This window comes from Saccharothrix sp. ALI-22-I (assembly GCF_001984175.1).
Classification (GTDB): Bacteria; Actinomycetota; Actinomycetes; order Mycobacteriales; family Pseudonocardiaceae; genus Actinosynnema.
Map to the genome: position 1 here is coordinate 15,563 of NZ_MTQP01000052.1, position 19,102 is coordinate 34,664.

Sequence of the window (19,102 nt, forward strand, 5' to 3'; positions counted from 1 at the left end):
ACGAACGTCCTTTCAGGCGGGCAGCCGGTTGACCGCGTGGTCACCGGTGGCCCAGAGGTATTGGACGGCGTACGCCCGCCAGGGACGCCACGCCCGCGCCCGCCGCACCAGGGCGGCGGGCGTGTCGGGCAGGCCGAGGGCGCGGGCCGCGATCCGGATGCCGAGGTCGGTGGGGATGAACGCGTCGGGGTCGCCCAACGCCCGCATCGCGATCACCTCCACGGTCCACGGCCCGAACCCGGGCAGCGCCAACAGGTCGGCCCGCGCCTTCTCCCAGTCGGCGCCGACGCCGAGGTCCAGCGAACCGTCGGCCAGCGCCGCCACCAACGCTCGGAACGCAATCTTGCGGGACTGGGGCATCGCGAGCAGAGCCGGGTCGAGCGAGGCCAACGCCGACGGTGTCGGGAACAGGTGGGTCAGGCCGGAGTCGTGGATCGGGTCGCCGACCGCCTCCACCAGCCGTCGGGCGTGGGTGCGGGCGGCGGCCGTGGACACCTGCTGCCCGAGCACGGCGCGCACCGCGAACTCGGCCGCGTCCACGGTGCCCGGCACGCGCCGTCCGGGACCCGCGTCGACCATGGGCGCGAGCAGCGGGTCCGATCGCAGCTGCTCGTCCACCGCGACCGGGTCGGCGTCGAGGTCGAGCATGCGCCGGCACCGGGCGATGGCGATCGACAGGTCGCGCAGGTCGCTCAACGCCAGCTTGCACGCCACGTGATCGGCCTGCGGGCTCAGCGACACCACCGCGTGCCCGTGCGGCAGCCGCAGGGTCCGCCGGTACGCGCCGTCACGCCACTCCTCCACCCCCGGCACGCCGGTCGCCGCGAGGTGCCCGAACAGGTTGTCCGGGCGCAGCGGCGCGCGGAACGGCAACCGCAGCGACAGCACGCCGGGAGCGTGCGGCACCGGACGGCGGCGGCCGCGCAGCTCGGTGGGTGACTGCCCGAACACCTCGCGCACGGTCTCGTTGAACGCCCGGACGCTGGCGAACCCGGCGGCCAACGCCACCTCGGCCATGGGCAGGGTGGTGGTCTCGATCAGCAGCCGCGCGGTCTGCGCGCGCTGCGCCCTGGCCAACGCCAACGGTCCCGCGCCGAGTTCGGCCAGGAGCAGCCGTTCGACCTGCCGGACGCTGTACCCGAGTCGGGCTGCCAGTCCGGGCACGCCCTCGCGGTCCACCACGCCGTCCGCGATCAACCGCATCGCCTTCGCCACCGAATCCGCGCGGTGGTTCCACAGCGGAGATCCGGGTGAAGCGTCGGGACGGCATCTCTTGCACGCCCGGAATCCGGCTTGTTGCGCTCCCGCCGCACTCGGGTAGAACCGCAGGTTCTCCGCCTTGGCGGACGGGACCGGACAACTCGGCCGGCAATAGATCCGGGTGGTCAGGACGGCGGTGAAGAACCACCCGTCGAACCGGGCGTCTTTCGACCGCACGGCCCGGACACAACGTTCCACGTCTTCGTGCACGACACCAGCATCGGTCAAAGGGCCAACCCGTGGCCGGCGGAAATACGACATGGAGGAAAGCGCCGGCCGACCGGTTGCGCCGCACCGCGCTGTGCGGCACTCCCGAAGGGCAGGCACTCCACCGGAATCCCTGTGCGAGCGGATATACCCCTTGGCCGGACACCGAACTAGTTGTGCGCCGGAGCGGCCGGCGGGGCGGCGAGCCGGGCCAACAGGTCCAGTCGCACCTCGGTCCGATCGCGGCCGTGCGCGTCGAGCACCGTCCGCAGGATCGGGCAGACCCGTGCTTCACCGGAGCCATCCCGGTCCTCACGGGCCGTGACCGGCCTCAGTCGAGCCCGTCCACCGTCAACGCCGGCCGGCATGGCAGGTGGCCGCACCGTTCCACCGACCAGGCCGGTTCGGTGCGCACCGCTGAGAAGACCCCCAGGACCCCTCAGCGGCGAACGCGCTGCCACTGGCGGTAGTTGTTTGCGAAACCACTTTGACCGGTCCCTTCGCACAACTTGACGACGTCACCGGAACGTCCTGGGCAGCTTGGCAGGACAAGTCGTTAGGGTGGACTTCCCAGAGTCGCACCGGTCGACAAACGACCTGTTCACGCGCTCACATCCGGTTTTCCGGTCCGGAACAGAAGGACCTGAGGAGGCACGCCGCGGATGGCTGGTTCCGGTCAGGGGTCGGGTCCCCGTGCCGTGTTCGCGGAGCGGTTCGCGCTGCTCTACGCGGAAGCGGGAGATCCACCGCTGAAGAGGGTGACCGAGTCGGTCAGCCGCGCACGACGCACCGACGAACGTGGTCGGCCGGTGCGCGCGACCGCGCAACGGGTCAGCGACTGGCGTCGCGGCCGCAACGTACCGGCCCGGTTCTCGGCACTCTCGGTAGTTCTCGAAGTCCTCATCGGCGAGGCGCGCAAGGCACGTCCGCAGCCGCCGGCGGCCGGGTTGTACGACCTGGACGCGTGGCGCGCGCTGTGGGAGGAGGCGTTGGCGAGCCCGGCGTCGGGGCTGGAGGACGAGGATCCGCCGAGTTCGGACGAGATCGGTGTGTGCCCGTACCGGGGATTGGCCGCGTTCCAGCCGGAGGATTCCAGTTGGTTCTTCGGCCGGGAACGCAGCACCGCCGCGTTGGTGTCCCGTTTGGGCAGTTCCGCGGAAACCGGCGGAATCGTGATGCTGGTCGGCGCTTCGGGTGCCGGTAAATCGTCATTGGTGCGCGCGGGCGTGATCCCGTCCATTCGCGACGGCGCGTTGGCGGTCGAGGGTTCGACGAAATGGCCGTCGGTGGTCATCACGCCGGGCGCCGATCCGGTGAAGGAATTGGTCCGGGAGATCCCGGAATTAGCCGACGTACTGGACATGGCGATCAGCCTGGACGGGATGGAACAGGACCTGGTGGCCTCGGGGCACGGTCCCGAGACGTTCCTGGGGCAGACGCTGATGGGCGTGCTGCGGTTCGCCGCGCAGATCCGGGCGGCGTTCGCGGCGTACGCGGCACGGCACGGCAGCGACCGGGTGGTGGTCGTGGTGGACCAGTTCGAGGAGGCGTTCACGCTGTCCTCGGACGAGAACCGGGTGCAGGTGTTCGTGCAGGCGCTGCACGTGGCGTGCACGCCGGCCATCCCGGGCGGCACCGCGCCCGCGTTGGTGCTGGTGGGCGTGCGGGCCGACTTCTACGGCCGCTGCCTGGCGTTCCCCGAGTTGGCCGACGCGTTGCAGGACCGCCAGATGGTGCTGGGGCCGATGACGTCGGCCGAGTTGCGGGAGGCGGTGTCGCGGCCGGCGAAGGCGGCGGGCCTGCAACTGGAGCCGGGCCTGATCGAACTGATGCTGCGCGACCTGGGTGTGCGCAGCGGCCGGGCGCAGGCCAGGGCCGGTCAGGGCGCGTACGACGCGGGCGCGTTGCCGCTGCTGTCGCACGCCCTGCTGGCCACCTGGCAACGTCGGCAGGCGGGCAAGCTGACCATCGCCGGCTACCGGTCGGCCGGTGGCATCCAGGGCGCGGTCGCGGCCACCGCCGAACGGGCGTGGGCGGATCTCGCGCCGGACGCCCAGCAGGCCGCGCGGCCGTTGCTGCTGCGCCTGGTGCGCGTCGGCGAGGACACCCAGGACACGCGCCGCCGTTCGACCCGGCACGAGCTGGTCGAACAGGCGGCGAATCGGCCCGCGGGCGAGGAGGCGCTGGAGGTGCTGGCGCGGGCCCGGCTGGTCACGCTCGACGCCGGTTCGGTGGAGATCACGCACGAGGCGCTGCTCCAGGCGTGGCCCCGGCTGCGCAGCTGGATCGACCAGGACCGGGAAGGGCAGCTGCTGCGGCAGCGGCTGGAAGAGGACGCGGCGACGTGGGCCGGCCAGGACCGCGACTCGTCACTGCTCTACCGCGGCGCCCGGCTGGAGACCGCGCGGCTCTGGGCGGACGCGGCGGGCCCCCAGGTGCTGACCGCCACCGCCCAGGACTTCCTGTCCGTGTCGATGCAGCACCGCAGGCGGGCCGCGTGGGGCAGACGCGCGGCGGTGGCGTGCGTGGTCGTACTCGCGCTCATCGCCGCCACCGCCGCGGTGGTGGCCGTGCGGCAACGCGACGACGCGGTGTACCGGCAGGTCGTGGCGGAGGCCGACCGGCTGCAGGAGAGCGACCCGTCGCTGTCCGCGCAGCTGGCCCTGGTCGCGCACCGGATGCGCCCGGAGGACCGGGACGTGCAGACCCGGCTGCTGTCCACCCAGACCGCGCCGTTGGCGATGCCGCTGACCGGGCACACCGGGCCGGTGTACCTGACCTCGTTCTCCCCGAACGGCAAGACCCTGGCCACCGCCAGCTACGACCACACCGTGCGGCTGTGGGACCTGCGCGACCCGGAGAACCCGAAGCCGCTCGGTTCACCCCTGTCCGGCCACCGCGGCTGGGTGTCGTCGGCGGTGTTCAGCCCGGACGGCCGGACGCTGGCCACGGCGGGCGACGACGAGACCGTGCTGCTGTGGGACGTCAGCGACCCGGAACGGCCGCGTTCGCTCGGCCAGCCGCTGAAGGGCGGCAACGGCACCATCTACCTGCTCGCGTTCACCCCGGACTCCCGGACGCTGGTCACCGCCAACGCCGACCGCACGGCCCGGCTGTGGGACGTGACCGACCCGGCCGCGCCGCAGCGGCTGGGCGAACCGCTCGGCGGGCACACCGGCCAGGTGCGGTCGGTGGCGTTCAGCCACGACGGCAGGCTCCTGGCCACCGGCGGCGACGACGGGACCGTGGTGGTGTTCGACGTGAGCGACCGGCTCGCCCCCAAACCGCTGGGCGTGCCGATCGCCGACTTCGACAGCACCGTGCGCTCGCTGGCGTTCAGCCCGGACGACAAGGTCCTGGCCGCCGGCAGCCAGGACCACACCGTGCGGCTGTACGCCATGTCTGACCCGGCCGCGCCGCGGCTGCTCGGCCGACCGTTGACCGAGCACACCGAGTCCGTGTGGTCGGTGGCGTTCAGCCCGGACGGCCGGGTGCTGGCCTCGTCCGGCGGCGACGGCACCGCCCGGCTGTGGAACGTCACCGACCCGGCGCACCCCCTGCCGCTCGGCCACCCCTTGGCCGGGCGCAACGGCACCGTGTACGCGGTGGCGTTCAGCCCTGACGGCGCCACCCTCGCCACCGGCAGCCACGACTCCGTGGTGCGGCTGTGGTCGTTGCCGCGCGGGGTGCTCGTCGGGCACGCGGCCCGCACCATCGGCCCCCGCTTCACGCCCGACGACCAACGGCTGGCGTCGGCGAGCGAGGACGACTCGATCCGGGTGTGGGACACCAGCGACCCGAGCACCCCCAAATCCGGCGCCCTGCTCGCGCACGGCGCCGGCGTGTGGGCCCTGGAGCTGAGCGACGACGGGCAGACGCTGGTCAGCGTGAGCGACAAGCTGGTGCGGCTGTGGGACTTCGCCGACCCGGACCACCCCCGACCGCTGGGCGCGCCGATCGAGGTGGGCACTCGGTACAGCTCGCCGGTGGCGATCCGGCCCGACGGCAAAGTGCTGGTCACCGGCTACGACGACGCGTCCGTGCAACTGTGGGACATCAGCGACCGCGAGCACCCGAAGCGGCTCGGCGGCGCGCTGGTCGGGCACGGCGGGTACGTGCACTACGCCGCGTTCACCCCCGACGGCGCGACGCTGATCACGGCGGGCGCGGACCAGACCGTGCGGCTGTGGAACGTCGGCAACCCGGCCGCCGCCCAGCCGCTCGGGCAGCCGTTGAACGGGCACACCGCGGCGGTCCGAGGAGGCGACATCAGCCCCGATGGGAAGACGCTGGCCACCGCCGGCGACGACCGCACGGTCCGGCTGTGGGACCTGACCACGCCGAGCCGGGTCAAGCCCATCGGCGCACCGCTCACCGGCCACGCCGAGGCCGTGGTGACGGTGGCGTTCAGCCCGGACGGCACGACGCTGGCCAGCGGCGGCGACGACCGCACCATCCGGCTGTGGGACGTGCACGACCTCCAGCGCGCCGCACCGCTCGGGCAGGTGCTGACCGGGCACGACGGCGGGCTGCGGGACATCTCGTTCTCCCCGGACGGCCGGATGCTGGCTTCCAGCAGCTCCGACAGCACAGTGCGGCTGTGGGACCTCGACCTGGAGCACGTCATCGGGCGGATCTGCGCCACGACCAAGGGCGTGCTGCCGGAGGAACGGTGGCGCCAACACCTGCCGCAGCTGGACTACGCGCCGCCCTGCGCCTGACCGAGTGCCTTGAGCGAATCGTCCAGGAGGTCCAGCTCGAACCGGCGCGGATCGTCCACGTCCGGCCGGTAGGCGGCCATCAGGCCGTGGGCGCGGTCGAACCACGCGCGCAGCCGCGGCACGTCGACCGGGCGGTTCTCCGCGACGGCGTGCGCGACCAGGAGCTCGAACTCCTGCCGCATCAGCTCCGGCTTCGGCCGCTGCGGGTTCGTCCAGTCGTCGGCCAACACCGGCCGCATCCGGGTCGCGTGCCGGTTCCAGTGCAGCAGCAGGGCCAGGTCCACGGTGAAGCCGCCCGGCAGTTCCTCCGGCCACAACTCGCGCACCGCCGCGCGCTGGCCGGACCACGGGGTGGCGCCGACCTTCGGCAGGATCTCCGGGAACAACCGGCCCGCCAGCGGGGCGAAGAACCCGTGCAGCCACAGCTGCGGGTAGATCGGCCGCCAGTACAGGTCGGACACGGTCACGTCGGCCAGGCCGTCCAGGATCGGCTTGACCAGCAGCTCCACCAGGGTCTGCTCGCCGAAGTAGCGCAGGTCGCCGTCGATCAGGCAGATCACGTCACCGGTCGCGGCCCGCAGGCCGTGCGCGATCGCGTTGCCCTTGCCGGCGGGCGACTCGACCACCTTCGCGCCCGCCGCACGGGCCACGTCCGCGGTGTCGTCGGTGCAGCCGCTGGCGCTCACCACCACCTCACCCCGAACCCCCAAGAGGTCCAGACCGCACGAAGCGTCCGCGATGACTTCGGCCACCGTGGCGGCCTCGTTGTGCGCCGGCACGAGCACCGTCACCGTCGCTGACCTGCGGCTCAACGTGCGCTCCTGGGCCAGGTCCAGGCCGAGGGCGGGGTCGATGGCGGGCTTGGACATGTGGCTTCCCCTCATGGACTTCCGGTGGATCGTGACTAGGTTCTACAGATCATGCGTTTACTTGCCCGGGTGGGGAGCCCGCAGGCGGCGATCACGGCGCTGACCGGGATCACCGCGCTCTACATGGGTCTCGTGGTGTTCGGGAACATCACCGACTACGAGACCAACCGCGCGTTCGTCCAGCACGTGTTCGCGATGGACACCACATTCGGTTCGCCGAACACGACGTGGCGCGCGATCACCAGCCCGACGGTCGTGACCATCGCGTACCTGCTGATCATCCTGTGGGAGGCGGTCACGGCGCTGGTCATGCTGGCCGGGCTGGTGGCCTGGCTGCGGCGCCGGGAGGAGACCGCGCGGCAGCTGTCGTCCACGGGGTGGTTGATGCAGGTGCTGCTGTTCGGGGGCGGGTTCATCGCGATCGGCGGTGAGTGGTTCGTCATGTGGCAGTCCGGCGACTGGAACGGGCTGGCGGCCGCGTTCCAGAACTTCGTGATCGCCGCACTCGGACTCATCCTGCTGCACGCGAGCAAGCGCGCCTGATCCCTTCGTCCCCCTAGTCCCCCTTCATCATCCGTGTGGAGCCGGAGGCCGCCTCCCTTGTGGTGGCCTCCGGTTCTCGTCCCATGTCGACTGTGCCGGCTGCGTCGGCTCTTATTTGTCGGCCCAGAAGTCCAGCCGGTGCTCCGCTCGGTAGTCCACGCCGGTGATCGCGCCCGGTGCGAGCGACTGCACGTGCCGTCCGTCGGCGAACGCCGGCCAGCGCGGAAGGCCCTCGCCGTTCGGGTCGCCGTCGTGGGCGAAGTTGGCCCAGTACCGGATCATCAGGTCCGACAGTTCGCGCTGCCCGCCGGTCAGCTCCTCCTCCGGGAACAGGTAGCCGATGTCCGAGCTGTGGCTCGCACCCTGCTCGGACGCCGCCGGGTCGGCGAACTCGAACGCGAACGTCGGCGTGTGCGCGGACAGCAGCTCGTGCTGCCGGAACGTCGCCCGCGCCCACACCCGGTCGGTCAACACGGCCGCCCACGCCTCCGTCGGATCGGGGAACGCGCTGAGCGGGTACTCCTGTTCGACCTCGGCGGCCCGGTCCCCGAACGCCGCCGCGAGCAGGACCGGGTAGTCCTCGGCGGCGACCGGGCCGCGGAAGATCTCCACGATGCCGCGGTGCTCGTCACGGGTGTTGCCCGCCAGCACCGGAACCTTCGCGAACTCGCCGCCGGCGAGGGCGTCGGCGGGCACCTGCGGCAGGTCGGCGTTGCCGTAGCCGAAGGGTTGGAAGATGTTCATCACCTGCGGGTGGTCCAGCAGCTTCTCGACCGGCAGTGCTCTGAGGCAGGCGATATCGGCGCAGCCCAGTTCGGCGGCGACGGTCTGCCCGATGCCCTCGATCTCGGCCGTGTCCCGCCAGGCGAGCCACGGCAGCGCGCCCAGACCGGGGTACCAGGCCTCCGCCGGCAGGTCGACCAGCGCGAACCCGCTGTGCATGATCGCCTTGTCGAACAGGCCGCGTGACTTCGGCGAGACCAGGTGCGCCGCGGTCGAGGACGCGCCGTAGGAGACGCCGAACAGGGTGACGTTCTCCGGGTCGCCGCCGAAGCTCCGGGCGTTGCGGCGGACCCACTCCAGCGCGGCGCGTTGGTCCTGGAGGCCGAACGTGCCCGAGCCGTCCAGGCCCGGCAGGCCGAAGCCGCCGAACACGCCCAGCCGGTAGTTGAACGTCACGACCACCACGTCGCCCTTGGTGGCCAGGGCGGTGGCGTCGAAGTGGTGGCCCGCCCCGATCGCGCCGTCGCCGTGCACCCAGACCATGACCGGCTTAAGGCCCTCTGTGGACGGTGTCGTGACGTTGAGGAACAGGCAGTCCTCATCGGTCGCCTTGGTGTCCGAATAGGACGAGCCGATCTGCGGGCACGGGTTGCCCGGCGTGGTGGCATCCCTGATACCGCCCCAGTCCTCGGCCTTGCGCGGCGCCTGCCAACGCAGGTCGCCCTTGGGTGGTGCCGCGTACGGGATACCTTGGAAGACGGTGTGGTCGGCGCGCACGATGCCGCGCACCTCACCGCTCTCCACCCGCACGGTGTCTTGTCGTGGTCGCATTTCGGTCCCCCCGCATGCCGTCACGAGCAGTGCTGTCACGGCCGCTGTCACGGCCGCTCCGATCAGTGCCGGCGTCCCCCGACGCATGTGCCTACCCCCTCTTCGTGACGAGCTCCACCGCAGTGATCAACTCGCGTTCACAGAGGTCGAGGTCGACCTCCGGGTGATCGCCCGCCCTGGCCAGGACGCCGTTGCGCAGGGCCAGGACGAAGATCGCCATCGTGTCCGCGTCGAACTCGCGGAACTCCTGGTTCCGTTGCCCCTCCCTGAGCAGGTCGGCCATCTTGCGGTGGTCGTCGTCCCCGGTGTCCCCGGTTCGCGTGTACGGGCGGACCTGGAGCAACGCCACCATGTGCGCGCGGTGGGCGCGCATGAAGCGCAGGTTGGCGCTCAGGAACGCCCGCAGCTCGCCGGCGGCGGTGGCGCTCCGGTCCATCCGCTCCAGGACGAACTCGGCGAACCTCTTGCGGACCTCCGCGTAGACCTCGTCCACCAGCTCCTGCTTGCCCTTGAAGTGGTACGAGATCAGGCCCGTGCTGCTCAGCCCCGCACGGGCGGCGATCTGTTTGAACGAGGTCGCCCCGTAGCCGAGGTCGGCCAGCGTCTCGATCGCCGCCGAGACGATCTGCGCCCGTCGTGCCTGCTCGGTGAGGGACTTTGCTCGCATGAGCAAAATTTAGCACGCACGAGCAAACACGGTCGAGTGGAGCTTGTCGGTGGGTCGCCGGTTCGTGGAGCGGGACGGACTGTGGCGGGCGGGGTGGGGCGCGCGGGTTTGGGTTGGCGGGGTTTCGGGCGGTGGGGTTTGGTTGCGTGAGCGGTTGGAGCGGGAAGTGCTGGTTGGAGGAGATGTGACTGCCGTCGGTGAGAAGTACGGGACCGTTGTGCCTTACCTGGCCGTGCGTGACGCGCGGGCCGCCATCGACTACTACGTCGAGGTCTTCGGGGCCGCTCGGCGTGGCGATGCGATCGTGATGGACGACGGCTCCGTCGGGCACGCGGAGATCGCCATCGGGGACTCGGTGTTGATGCTCGCGGACGAGTCCGTCGAGTACTGGCACATCGCGCCCGGACGAGGTGGGGTCAATCCCATGCACCGGATCGAGGTGTCCGATGTGGACAGCGTGGTCCAGCGGGCGGCGGAGTTGGGGGGCACGGTGTTGCGGGCCGCCGACGACACGGGGAACGGGTACAGCGGGACCGTGCTCGACCCCTTCGGGTATCGGTGGATGGTGGCGACACGGAGCGGCGCGGCGGCCGGCGCGACCGCTGGTGCGACCCGACCGGAACAGCCTCGGCACGGGGAAGTCGGGTACTGCACGCTCACCGTGCCCGACGACGAGGCCGCCAAGCGGTTCTACGGCGGCGTGTTGGGCTGGCGGTTCCCGGCCGGACGCGTCGAGCGGGGTTGGGGGATCGAGGGGGCGGGCCCGCCGGCCGGGTTGTGGGGCGGGCAGGCGCGGGCCGGGTGGAAGCTGATGTACGCCGTCGACGATCTGCGCTCGGCCATGGCCCGCGTGCGCGAACAGGGCGGCACGGCCCAGGAGCCCGAGCGGCAGTCGTTCGGGCTCTCCAGCGAGTGCGTGGACAACCAGGGCATCGAGTTCTGGCTTTGGGAACTGTGAGGTCATGACTCCATGTTCGAACGGGAGTTCGAACATGGCAAGATCACTTTCGAGTGGTCCTGCGGCGCGTGATCGGCGTGATCGGCGCTACCCCACGATCTGGCGGCGCTACCCCACGATCTGGCGGAGTTGGTCCAGCAGTTCCGCCCGGCTGCTGCAACCCAACCGCTGCCGGATCCGGGCCATGTGGTGCTCGACCGTCTTCGCGGAGATGAACAGCCGGTCGCCCACCTGCTTGTAGGTCAACCCACCCACGACCAGCTCCGCCACCTCGCGCTCACGGTCGCTGAGCTTGCCCGCGTCGGCCTCCACCACCGGCTCGGGCTGCTTGCGCGCCGTCGCCGTGGTCCGCCCTTGGAGCAGCCGCGCGCAGTCCAGCAGCCGAACCATCGCCTGCCGGTCCGACGTGCGGATAGCCGCCTGACCGGCCAGCCGAGCCGCGTCCCACCACTGGCCGACCGCGTGCAGCCCGCGCGCGGACTCCTCCACCTGGTCGGCGTCCACCTTGCCCGCCAACACGTCCAGCCAGCTCTCCGCCGCCACCGACACTATCCCCGCGTACCGGCTCCGATCCCGGTAAGCCGCCAACGAAGCCGCGTGCTCCTCCGCCACCGACGTCTCCTCGGCGATGATCGCCGCGTGCAGCGCGCTCCAGTGCAACGGCACAGCCCACAGGCACGGATCACCCAAGTCCCGCAACAGGTTCCGCGCCGCCGTGAGGTGCGGCGCCAACCGGTGCTGGTCGCGCAGCCGCGCGGCGGCGGTGGCGAACTCGCCCAACGGCAGGAACGTGAACAGGTCGACGGGATGCCGCAACACCGCCTCGCACGCCTGCTCCCACGTCCGCTTCAACGTGGCCAGATCACTGTTGCGCCGGGCGATCCCGATCTCCAACGCCACCGCGAACAGCCAGTCCCGCGGCTCCAACGGCCGCCCGACCTTGCGCAGCGCCACCAACGTCTCCCGCGCCTGCACCAGGTTCCCGCGCTGCATCGCGATCCACCCCTGCAGCAACCGGTGCCGCACGGCCATCAGCGCACCGCCCGACGACGTCGCCACCGCCCGGTCCAGCACCGACTCGGCGACCCCCGGCTCACCGCTGTGCAACGCCACCAGCGCGGCCAACGCGGCGGGCGTGTCCGGCAGCAACACCGCTCTGCCGGCGGGCTCCAACAACCCAGACGCACGCATCAAAGTGGACAGTGACGTGGTGGCGGAAGACGTGACCGACTCCACCACCCCTTGCGCCATCAGCGAAGCGCCACCGTCGAGCATGGTCGGCGGCGCCACGGGCAACGCCGCCGTGGGCATCCTCCCCGTCCCCACCTGCCCGATCACCGCGAACGCCGACGACGTGGAGCTCGGCGACCACCGGTGCAGCTCGGTGCTGCGCGCCAACTGCCCCCGGTGCGCCAACGCGATCGCGGCCACCTCCGCCGCGGCCCCCCGGTGCGTCCGGTCGTCGCTGGAGATCACCTGGTCCGCCAACCGCATCGCCGCGTCGAGGTCACCCGCCATCGCCGACGCCACCGCCCGCCGCACGGCCACCGCAGCGCTCGGCGTGCCCACGGCCGCCAACAACCGCGCCGCCAGCGCCGGATCGGTGGCCAACGCCTCGTCCGCCGCGGCCTGGAACGCCGCCGCCATCTCCGGCCCGGCCACCCCGATCAGCGGCCGCACCAGCTCCAGCACCGGCCCACCGGACCGCAGTTGCAGTTCGGCCAGCTTCTGCCGCACGGCGATCCGCCGGTCGGTCCGGCTCAACGCCGCCACGGCGACCCGCGCGATGGGCAGCAACCTCCCGTCGGCCGCCACCAGACCAGTCGCCCGACCGGCCTCGATCACGTCCCCGACCGCGTCGACGTCACCCCCGAGCAGCCCCCCGAGCAGGTCGAGCCGCAACGCCGCCCCGGCCTCGGCCGCGAGCAGGTACTTCTGCACGTCGGCGTCCAGCCAGTCCAGGTCGGCCCGGAACGACGCCACCACCTCCGGCGTCACCTCCGCCGTGCTCAACCCGGCCAGCCGCTGCACGAACCGCGGCACGCCACCGCTCTGCTGGTGCACGTAATCCACCAGCCCCCGCGCGGACGCGGGCAGCACCGCCCGCACCTGCTCCCGGCTGAACGGCTCCAGCATCAACGCCGGCCGCGCCCGTCCCAGCGATTCCGCCAACGCCGCCAGCGCACGCGACCGCGGCCACGGCCGGTAGGCGACGACAACGCTCTCGTCCCCCCGTTCCACAAGGGAGCGCAGCGCCAACAGCTCGGCGTCCGGCAGCAGGTGCGCGTCGTCGACCACCGAAGCGGACAGCCCGGCGTCCTCGAACGCCCGCCGGATCTCCCGCAGCACGGTGGTCTTGCCGTACCCGCCGGGCGCGACGACCCCGAGCCGCAGGGAAGCCCCGGAGGCGATGACCTCCAAGACCTGCGAGACCTGCGGGGACAACATCGGGCGTGCGGTCATGCTCGGGCTCAACGGCCATCCTCGGAGTCACGGGCACGGCGCTGCCCACCGGTCATCGCCAGCCCGCGCACGACGCGCTTCACCGAGCGGCGTTCCGGCAGGTCCAGCGGTGTGATGTCGACGGGTGGCCGCGGCGGCGGCGCGGTGAACTCCGCGTCCGCCACGTCGAGACCGCCCACGGGGAACCTCAGCAGCGGGTCTTCGTCCCGCACCAGGATCGATGTCTCACGGGGCTCGGGTTCCGCGGCGGGCCCGATCACGATCCGACGAGCAGCCAGCGCCGCGCCCTTCACCACCGAGGTCTCGGGCGCGGCCTCCAGCACCACCCGGCCGGGCACCGAGGCTGCGACCAGCGGAATCCGGACACTGCCGCCGACCAGCACGGTCATCTCGACGCCGGTCGCGACCCTGCTGAACGCGGCCACGGCCTGCTCCACGGAGGGCCGGATCAGCTCCTCGAACTGCGCCCGGGTGATCGGCACGTCCACCGGCCCGGACGGCAGGTGCACCGGGATGGACGTCTCCACGGTGCCGGACAGCATCCGCTTGGCCGCCTCGCAGTCGCGCCGCAGCCGCCCGAACAGGCCACGGGTGCGGGGGTCGTCGGCGTCGAGTTCGGACAACGCCCGCCCGAGTGACGCCCGGACGTGGGAGAACACCGCGTCGTCGAAGTCCACGCCGGCCGCCTGATCCACCCCTTCGACGGAGTTGACCAGCTCGAACCCGCGCCCGACGACGGACGCGCTGAACGCGTGGCTGCCCAGGCTGAACACACCCAACGACCCGGTGGACGACCGGCTGAACGCATGGTTCTCGGCCGCCGCGACCGGCTCCGGCACCAGGGAGGCCTCGACGCCCACCGCCCGCAACGCCCGGTGCATGAGCCCCTTGGCGTGGGACCCCCAACCGGGGGGATGGGCGAGCACGATGTGCGCGGGCCGTTCCCCTTCACGGGCGGCCACCTGATCGGCCACCCACATGACCATGAGCGCGGTCAGCTCCTCGGCGGGGCACCGCTCGGCGCCGCCCGAGTCCACGCCGAACACGATCGGCACCGTGTCGCCGACCCTGCGGCCGAAGCCGGTGGCGGTCCACCGGGGGTCGCCCGGCTCGCCGACCGCGAACGAGCCGTCGGCGGTGAGCTGCAGCGTCGACGCCACCCCGCCGCCCGGACCGCCCAGCCCGACCAGCTCAGGCTCGGTCCGCCCGGCCCCGCCCAGTCGGCACACGGCCGCGGCGGTGCGGGTGGTGCCCACGTCGATCCCGAGGACATACGGCAATCGGAGGCCTCCTCACTCACCTGATCGAACTACCGGCAGTACCTACACGGGTTACGAGAGGGTCACAAGGTGATCCCCTAACCCCCTAGGGAGTGAACGACAACCACCCCATCGTGGTTGCGGTATCGACTGGGAGTAATCCCCGATGGCCGGCGATCCCCCCGCCCATAGGTTGATCACCACGGCCGGACCAACCCCTGCCGGTCCAGGTCACCGCGTCCGACTTACCCAGGAGATAGCCATCATGGGCTCCAGCCCCAACACGCTGCACGACTTCGTTCTCGACCTGCTCAGCGACCCGACCGCGCTGGCCGACTTCCAGGCCGACGCCGAGGGCACCCTGGCGAGGGCGGGCCTGAGCGACATCAGCGCTCTGGACGTGCAGGAAGTCATCCCGCTGGTCCTCGACTTCGTGCCGACCGGGAGCCTGCCCGCTCTCGACGGCTCGCTGCTCGAGGACCTCCCGCTCGACGTGCTCGACGCGGGCCAGGCCGGTGCGATCTTCAAGCTCAAGGCGGTGACCGACCAGCTCACGGTGTCGAGCGCGGTCAACGCGGGCGACGTGAAGGCCGCCGTGGCGGGCACGCTGAGCGCGGACGCCGACGGCCTGGCCGTCTTCGGCGGCGTGTCGAGCTGGGGCATCCTCGACGGCGCCGCCTCGGCGAAGCTGTCGATCGCGGGTGACTTCTCCGCGGTGGGTGACGTGACCGACACCCTGGACGGCACGTTGAACACCGTTTCCGGCCCGGTCAACGGCTTGACCGGCACGGCGACCGGCACGCTGGACGGTGCCCTCGCCACCGCGGGTGGGGTCACCGGCACGGTGACGGACGTGGACGGCCTGACCAGCACCGCGTTCGGCGCGGTCGACACGCTGACCGGCGTGGTCGGCAACGCGACCGGTGGCCTCACCGGCAACCTGCCCGTCGACCTGGGTGGCGTGACCAGCACCCTGGGCGGCGTCACCGACGTCGCGAACGTGGGCGGCCTGACCGACTCCCTGGGCGTCTCGGGCTCCGCGCACGGCTCGTTCGACACCCACGGCGCCGCTCCCCTGTCCGGCGTGACCGACACCGTCACGGGTGTCGCCGACACCGCCGGCGCGGGCGACGTGGTGAGCAACGTCACCAACACCGTCGACGGCCTCGACCTGCCGGTCGTGGACTCGCTCGACCTCGGTGGCCTGCTCTGAGCTGATCCACCGCCTCGTCGGAGGGGTCCTGTCCACCGGACAGGACCCCTCCTTCATTTTGTGATCTATTGTGATCGGACTTTCACCCGAACGGGTTTTACCGGCAGACTCTCCGGGGTGATGTCCGCGCCCTGGCTCGACGTGCTCGATGACACGATCCGGGCTTGCGCTGCGCACAACCGACCCGACCTGGCCGAACGGTTGCGCGACAAGCGCGCCCGCCAGCTGGACCCCAAGCTCCGCGTGCTCGTGATCGGCGAGCCCAAGCAGGGCAAGAGCCAGCTCGTGAACGCGATGGTGAACGCCCCGGTGTGTGCGGTGGGTGACGACGTCACCACCACCGTTCCCACTTTCGTGCAGCACGCGGAGACCCCGTCCGCCGCACTGGTGAGAGGCGCGTCCATCGCCAACACCCCCACCGAACGCATCCCCGTGCCGATCGACGAACTCGCCAGCCAGGTGAGCGCGAACCACGGCTCCGGCGGCGATCTGGTGCGCGCCGAGGTCGGCATCCCGCGCGCCCTGCTCGACTCGGGCCTGGTGCTGATCGACACGCCCGGCGTCGGCGACCTGCGGCCCACGCACACCGCCAGCACGTTCGCCGCGCTGCTCCAGGCCGACGCGGTGCTGATGGTCTCCGACGCGACGGCCGAGCTGACCAAGTCCGAGCTGGAGCTGTTGAAGCAGGTCATGACGTCCTGCCCGAACGTGATCGTGGTGCTCACCAAGATCGATATCGCGGCGCAGTGGCGGCGGGTGCTCGAACGCAACCGGGCGCACCTGGCCCGCGCGGGCGTGACCGCGAAGCTCATCCCGGTGTCCGCCGCGCTGCGGCTGCGCGCGGCCAAGACCGGCGACAAGGTGCTCAACGCCGAGTCCGGTTTCCCCGAACTGCTGGCCAGCGTGCAGCAGGACATCGTGGCCGCCGCCGACGTGCTGGCCCGCCGCACGGTCGCCGTCGCCGCCGCGTCGGCGATCAAACAGCTGGTCACACCGGTGCGCGAGGAGCTGGCCGCGCGTGCCGCGGAGGGCACGGAGAACACCATCGCCGCGCTGAACGAGGCGCAGCGCCGCATCGACGAGCTGCGCCGCCGGTCCGCGCGCTGGCAGACCGTGCTGGCCGACGAGATGGCCGACCTGGTCTCCGACATCGAGTACGACCTGCGCGACCGGACCCGCAAGATCCTGCGCGAGGTGGACAAGACCTTCGAGACCGCCGACCCGGCGCTGGGCTGGGACAAGTTCGAGGCCTGGCTGGAGGACAACCTCACCGAGGCCGCGACGACGAACTTCGCCTGGCTGCTGGACCGGTCGGAGTGGGTGGCGGAGAAGGTCGCGAAGAACTTCCCGGTGGCCCGCGACGACCTGCTGCCCGAGTCGATCTTCCCGGACGACGTGCTGGACCGGGTCGCGCCGATGGACAAGCCGGTGATCGAGAAGTTCAACCTGATGCAGAAGGCGTTCACCGGCCTGAAGGGCTCCTACGGCGGCGTGCTGATGTTCGGCCTGGCCACCAGCCTGGCCGGGATGCCGCTGATCAACGCGATCTCGCTGGGCGCGGGCGCGCTGTTCGGCGGCAAGTCGATCATGGACGAGAGCGATCAGCGGCTGCGCCGCAGGCAGGCCGCAGCCAGGGCCGCCGCGGCCCGGCACGTGGACGACTTCTTCATCAAGTTCAGCAAGGACTGCCGCGACGCCGCCCGGCACATCCAGCGCAGCCTGCGCAACCACTTCTCCACGCTGGCCGAGGAGCTGCAGGAGACGCTGCTGGAATCGGCCCGCAGCGCGCGCCGCGCCGTGCAGGACGACAACTCCGAACGGGAGCGCCGCAACCGGGACGCCAAGCGCGAACTCGACCACCTCGTCACCCTCTACCAGCGGGTCCAGACACTCGCGGGAGGTCAGACGCCGGCGTTGGGGATCAGTGCCTGATGTCTTCGGGCATGATGCCTTCGGGCCAGGCGTCTTCGGGCCAGGCGTCTTCGGGCCGGATGCTCTCGGGCATGGGGGTGGAGGACGAGGTCTGGGCGCTGCTCGACGACGCCCTGGCGGTCTACCGGGACAGCCCGCGCGCGGTCGCGTGGCTGCGCGGGCACCAGGCCCGGTTCGGCGAACCGGTGCGCGTGGCCGTGGCGGGCGCGCCGCGGTCGGGCAAGTCGACCGTGGTGAGCGCGTTGATCGGCGAGGAGTTCGTGCCGACCGGCGCCACCACCTGGTACCAGGACGGGCCGCAGGCCAAGGCGTACGTCGGCCAGTACGAAGTGCCCATCGCGCGTCGGGACGGCAAGGCGTTCGTGGACGTGCCGGACGCCGAGCGCGTGGTCGTGGAGTGGCCGTCCCGGTCGTTGCGCGACCTCACCCTGATCGACACGCCGGCCGGCACGCCCGTCGAGCACGTCTACGGCGAGGCCGACGCGGTGCTGTACCTGACCCGGCACATGCACACCACGGACCTCCAGTACCTCCAGACCGCGCACGACCACCCGGTGGCACGGGTCGCGCCGGTGAACACGGTGCTGGTGCTGGCGCGGGCCGACGAGATCGGCGGCGGCCGGATCGACGCGCTGTCCTCGGCCAAGCAGATCGCCCGCCGCTACCGGCGCGAGGCGGCCGTGGCGCCGTTGTGCCAGAACGTGGTCTCCGTCGCCGGGCTGCTCGCGGTGGCCGCGCGCACGGTGCGGGCGGACGAGTTCACCGCGCTGGCCGCGCTGGCGTCGTTGGCGCGCACCGAGTTGGACGAGCACCTGCTGTCCGCGGACCGGTTCGTGGGCGACGACTTCCCGGTGCGGCTGGACCCGGCGGTGCGCCGCGCCCTGGTGGAGCGGTTCGGCATCTTCGGCGTGCGGCTGACCACCACGTTGATCCGGCAGGGCTTCGACACCCAGGTGAAGTTGACCGGGCAACTGGTGCAGCGCAGCGGTCTGGGCGAGTTGCGCGACTCGATCGGCATCTACTTCACCGAACGCCGCGAGGTGCTCAAGGCGCGGGCCGCGCTGCTGGGCCTGGACGTGGTGCTGCGCGCCGAACCCCGGCCCGGCTCGGCGGGCCTGGCCGCGGCGCTGGAGCGGATTCTGGCCTCGGCGCACGAATTCCGGGAACTGCGGCTGCTGGCCGCGTTGCAGGGCGGGCGGACCCGGCTGCCCGGCGAGCTGGACGCGGAGGCGTCCCGGCTGGTCGGCGGCCTGGGCACGGACCCGTTGGTGCGGCTGGGCATGGACTACGAGCCGACCGAGGGCGAACTTCGGCACGCCTTGCTGGACACCCTGGGCCGCTGGCGCGACCACTCGGCGAACCCGGCGCTGGACCACGGGCAGCGGCGGGCCGCGTCCGTGGTCGTGCGCAGCTGCGAGGGGATGCTGACCCAGCTGGTCGGTTGATGCCCGGATCA

The 19,102-nt window shown here is 71.8% G+C and carries 12 protein-coding genes; 6 read left to right on the forward strand and 6 right to left on the reverse strand.

From position 1 onward, the window contains the following. Positions 1–12: 12 nt before the first annotated feature. The gene (locus ALI22I_RS11820; RefSeq protein ID WP_077005517.1) at positions 13–1,470 is read right to left on the reverse strand and encodes a DNA-3-methyladenine glycosylase 2 family protein; all 1,458 of its coding nucleotides are present in this window, start codon (positions 1,468–1,470) and stop codon (positions 13–15) included. A 659-nt stretch (positions 1,471–2,129) separates the two neighbouring features. Here ALI22I_RS11820 and ALI22I_RS11830 point away from each other — a divergent pair. Continuing rightward, on the forward strand, positions 2,130–6,188 hold the full coding sequence (locus ALI22I_RS11830; protein ID WP_077005519.1) for an nSTAND1 domain-containing NTPase: 4,059 nt from the start codon (positions 2,130–2,132) through the stop codon (positions 6,186–6,188). On the opposite strand, the gene ALI22I_RS11835 is transcribed toward ALI22I_RS11830, so the two are convergent. Next, positions 6,167–7,057 carry a glycosyltransferase family 2 protein gene (locus ALI22I_RS11835; protein WP_077005520.1) on the reverse strand — a complete coding sequence of 297 codons (891 nt, stop codon included), beginning with the start codon at positions 7,055–7,057 and terminating at the stop codon, positions 6,167–6,169. The two genes, ALI22I_RS11830 and ALI22I_RS11835, sit on opposite strands and share 22 nt — an antisense overlap. A 51-nt stretch (positions 7,058–7,108) precedes the next feature. On the opposite strand from ALI22I_RS11835, the gene ALI22I_RS11840 reads away from it, so the two are divergent. After that, positions 7,109–7,600, forward strand: coding sequence for a DUF2165 domain-containing protein (locus tag ALI22I_RS11840; protein ID WP_077005521.1), 492 nt, complete (start codon positions 7,109–7,111; stop codon positions 7,598–7,600). 111 nt (positions 7,601–7,711) lie between these two features. Here ALI22I_RS11840 and ALI22I_RS11845 read toward each other — a convergent pair whose 3' ends face one another. Both ALI22I_RS11845 and ALI22I_RS11850 read right to left on the reverse strand, forming a co-directional pair. After that, positions 7,712–9,154, reverse strand: coding sequence for a carboxylesterase/lipase family protein (locus ALI22I_RS11845; RefSeq protein ID WP_077005522.1), 1,443 nt, complete (start codon positions 9,152–9,154; stop codon positions 7,712–7,714). A gap of 91 nt (positions 9,155–9,245) precedes the next feature. Further along, positions 9,246–9,821 carry a TetR/AcrR family transcriptional regulator gene (locus tag ALI22I_RS11850; protein ID WP_077005523.1) on the reverse strand — a complete coding sequence of 192 codons (576 nt, stop codon included), beginning with the start codon at positions 9,819–9,821 and terminating at the stop codon, positions 9,246–9,248. A gap of 184 nt (positions 9,822–10,005) precedes the next feature. Between ALI22I_RS11850 and ALI22I_RS11855 the strand changes: the two genes are divergently transcribed. After that, positions 10,006–10,779 carry a VOC family protein gene (locus ALI22I_RS11855; RefSeq protein ID WP_077005524.1) on the forward strand — a complete coding sequence of 258 codons (774 nt, stop codon included), beginning with the start codon at positions 10,006–10,008 and terminating at the stop codon, positions 10,777–10,779. 108 nt (positions 10,780–10,887) lie between these two features. Here the strand turns inward: ALI22I_RS11855 and ALI22I_RS54610 are convergent, their stop codons facing one another. Further along, positions 10,888–13,242: a helix-turn-helix transcriptional regulator gene (locus ALI22I_RS54610; protein WP_083751656.1), complete on the reverse strand. Its 2,355-nt coding sequence runs from the start codon at positions 13,240–13,242 to the stop codon at positions 10,888–10,890. 8 nt (positions 13,243–13,250) lie between these two features. Further along, a complete protein-coding gene (locus tag ALI22I_RS11865) occupies positions 13,251–14,522 on the reverse strand; it encodes an Hsp70 family protein (RefSeq protein WP_077005525.1) in 1,272 nt (423 codons plus the stop codon). 244 nt (positions 14,523–14,766) lie between these two features. Between ALI22I_RS11865 and ALI22I_RS11870 the strand changes: the two genes are divergently transcribed. The 3 genes from ALI22I_RS11870 (at position 14,767) to ALI22I_RS11880 (ending at position 19,091) form a co-directional block, all read left to right on the forward strand. Then, the gene (locus ALI22I_RS11870) at positions 14,767–15,714 is read left to right on the forward strand and encodes an IniB N-terminal domain-containing protein (RefSeq protein WP_077005526.1); all 948 of its coding nucleotides are present in this window, start codon (positions 14,767–14,769) and stop codon (positions 15,712–15,714) included. A gap of 120 nt (positions 15,715–15,834) precedes the next feature. Next, the gene (locus ALI22I_RS11875; protein ID WP_077005527.1) at positions 15,835–17,646 is read left to right on the forward strand and encodes a dynamin family protein; all 1,812 of its coding nucleotides are present in this window, start codon (positions 15,835–15,837) and stop codon (positions 17,644–17,646) included. A 71-nt stretch (positions 17,647–17,717) separates the two neighbouring features. Then, a complete protein-coding gene (locus ALI22I_RS11880) occupies positions 17,718–19,091 on the forward strand; it encodes a hypothetical protein (RefSeq protein ID WP_077005528.1) in 1,374 nt (457 codons plus the stop codon). Positions 19,092–19,102: the final 11 nt, after the last annotated feature.

What these genes read in the sequence shown, in the direction of transcription:
- ALI22I_RS11830 (WP_077005519.1), top strand. Translation starts at nt 2,130, where the DNA reads ATGGCTGGTTCCGGTCAGGGGTCGGGTCCCCGTGCCGTGTTCGCGGAG.
- ALI22I_RS11835 (WP_077005520.1), bottom strand. Translation starts at nt 7,057, where the DNA reads ATGTCCAAGCCCGCCATCGACCCCGCCCTCGGCCTGGACCTGGCCCAG.
- ALI22I_RS11840 (WP_077005521.1), top strand. Translation starts at nt 7,109, where the DNA reads ATGCGTTTACTTGCCCGGGTGGGGAGCCCGCAGGCGGCGATCACGGCG.
- ALI22I_RS11845 (WP_077005522.1), bottom strand. Translation starts at nt 9,154, where the DNA reads ATGCGACCACGACAAGACACCGTGCGGGTGGAGAGCGGTGAGGTGCGC.
- ALI22I_RS11850 (WP_077005523.1), bottom strand. Translation starts at nt 9,821, where the DNA reads ATGCGAGCAAAGTCCCTCACCGAGCAGGCACGACGGGCGCAGATCGTC.
- ALI22I_RS54610 (WP_083751656.1), bottom strand. Translation starts at nt 13,242, where the DNA reads ATGACCGCACGCCCGATGTTGTCCCCGCAGGTCTCGCAGGTCTTGGAG.
- ALI22I_RS11870 (WP_077005526.1), top strand. Translation starts at nt 14,767, where the DNA reads ATGGGCTCCAGCCCCAACACGCTGCACGACTTCGTTCTCGACCTGCTC.
- ALI22I_RS11875 (WP_077005527.1), top strand. Translation starts at nt 15,835, where the DNA reads ATGTCCGCGCCCTGGCTCGACGTGCTCGATGACACGATCCGGGCTTGC.
- ALI22I_RS11880 (WP_077005528.1), top strand. Translation starts at nt 17,718, where the DNA reads ATGGGGGTGGAGGACGAGGTCTGGGCGCTGCTCGACGACGCCCTGGCG.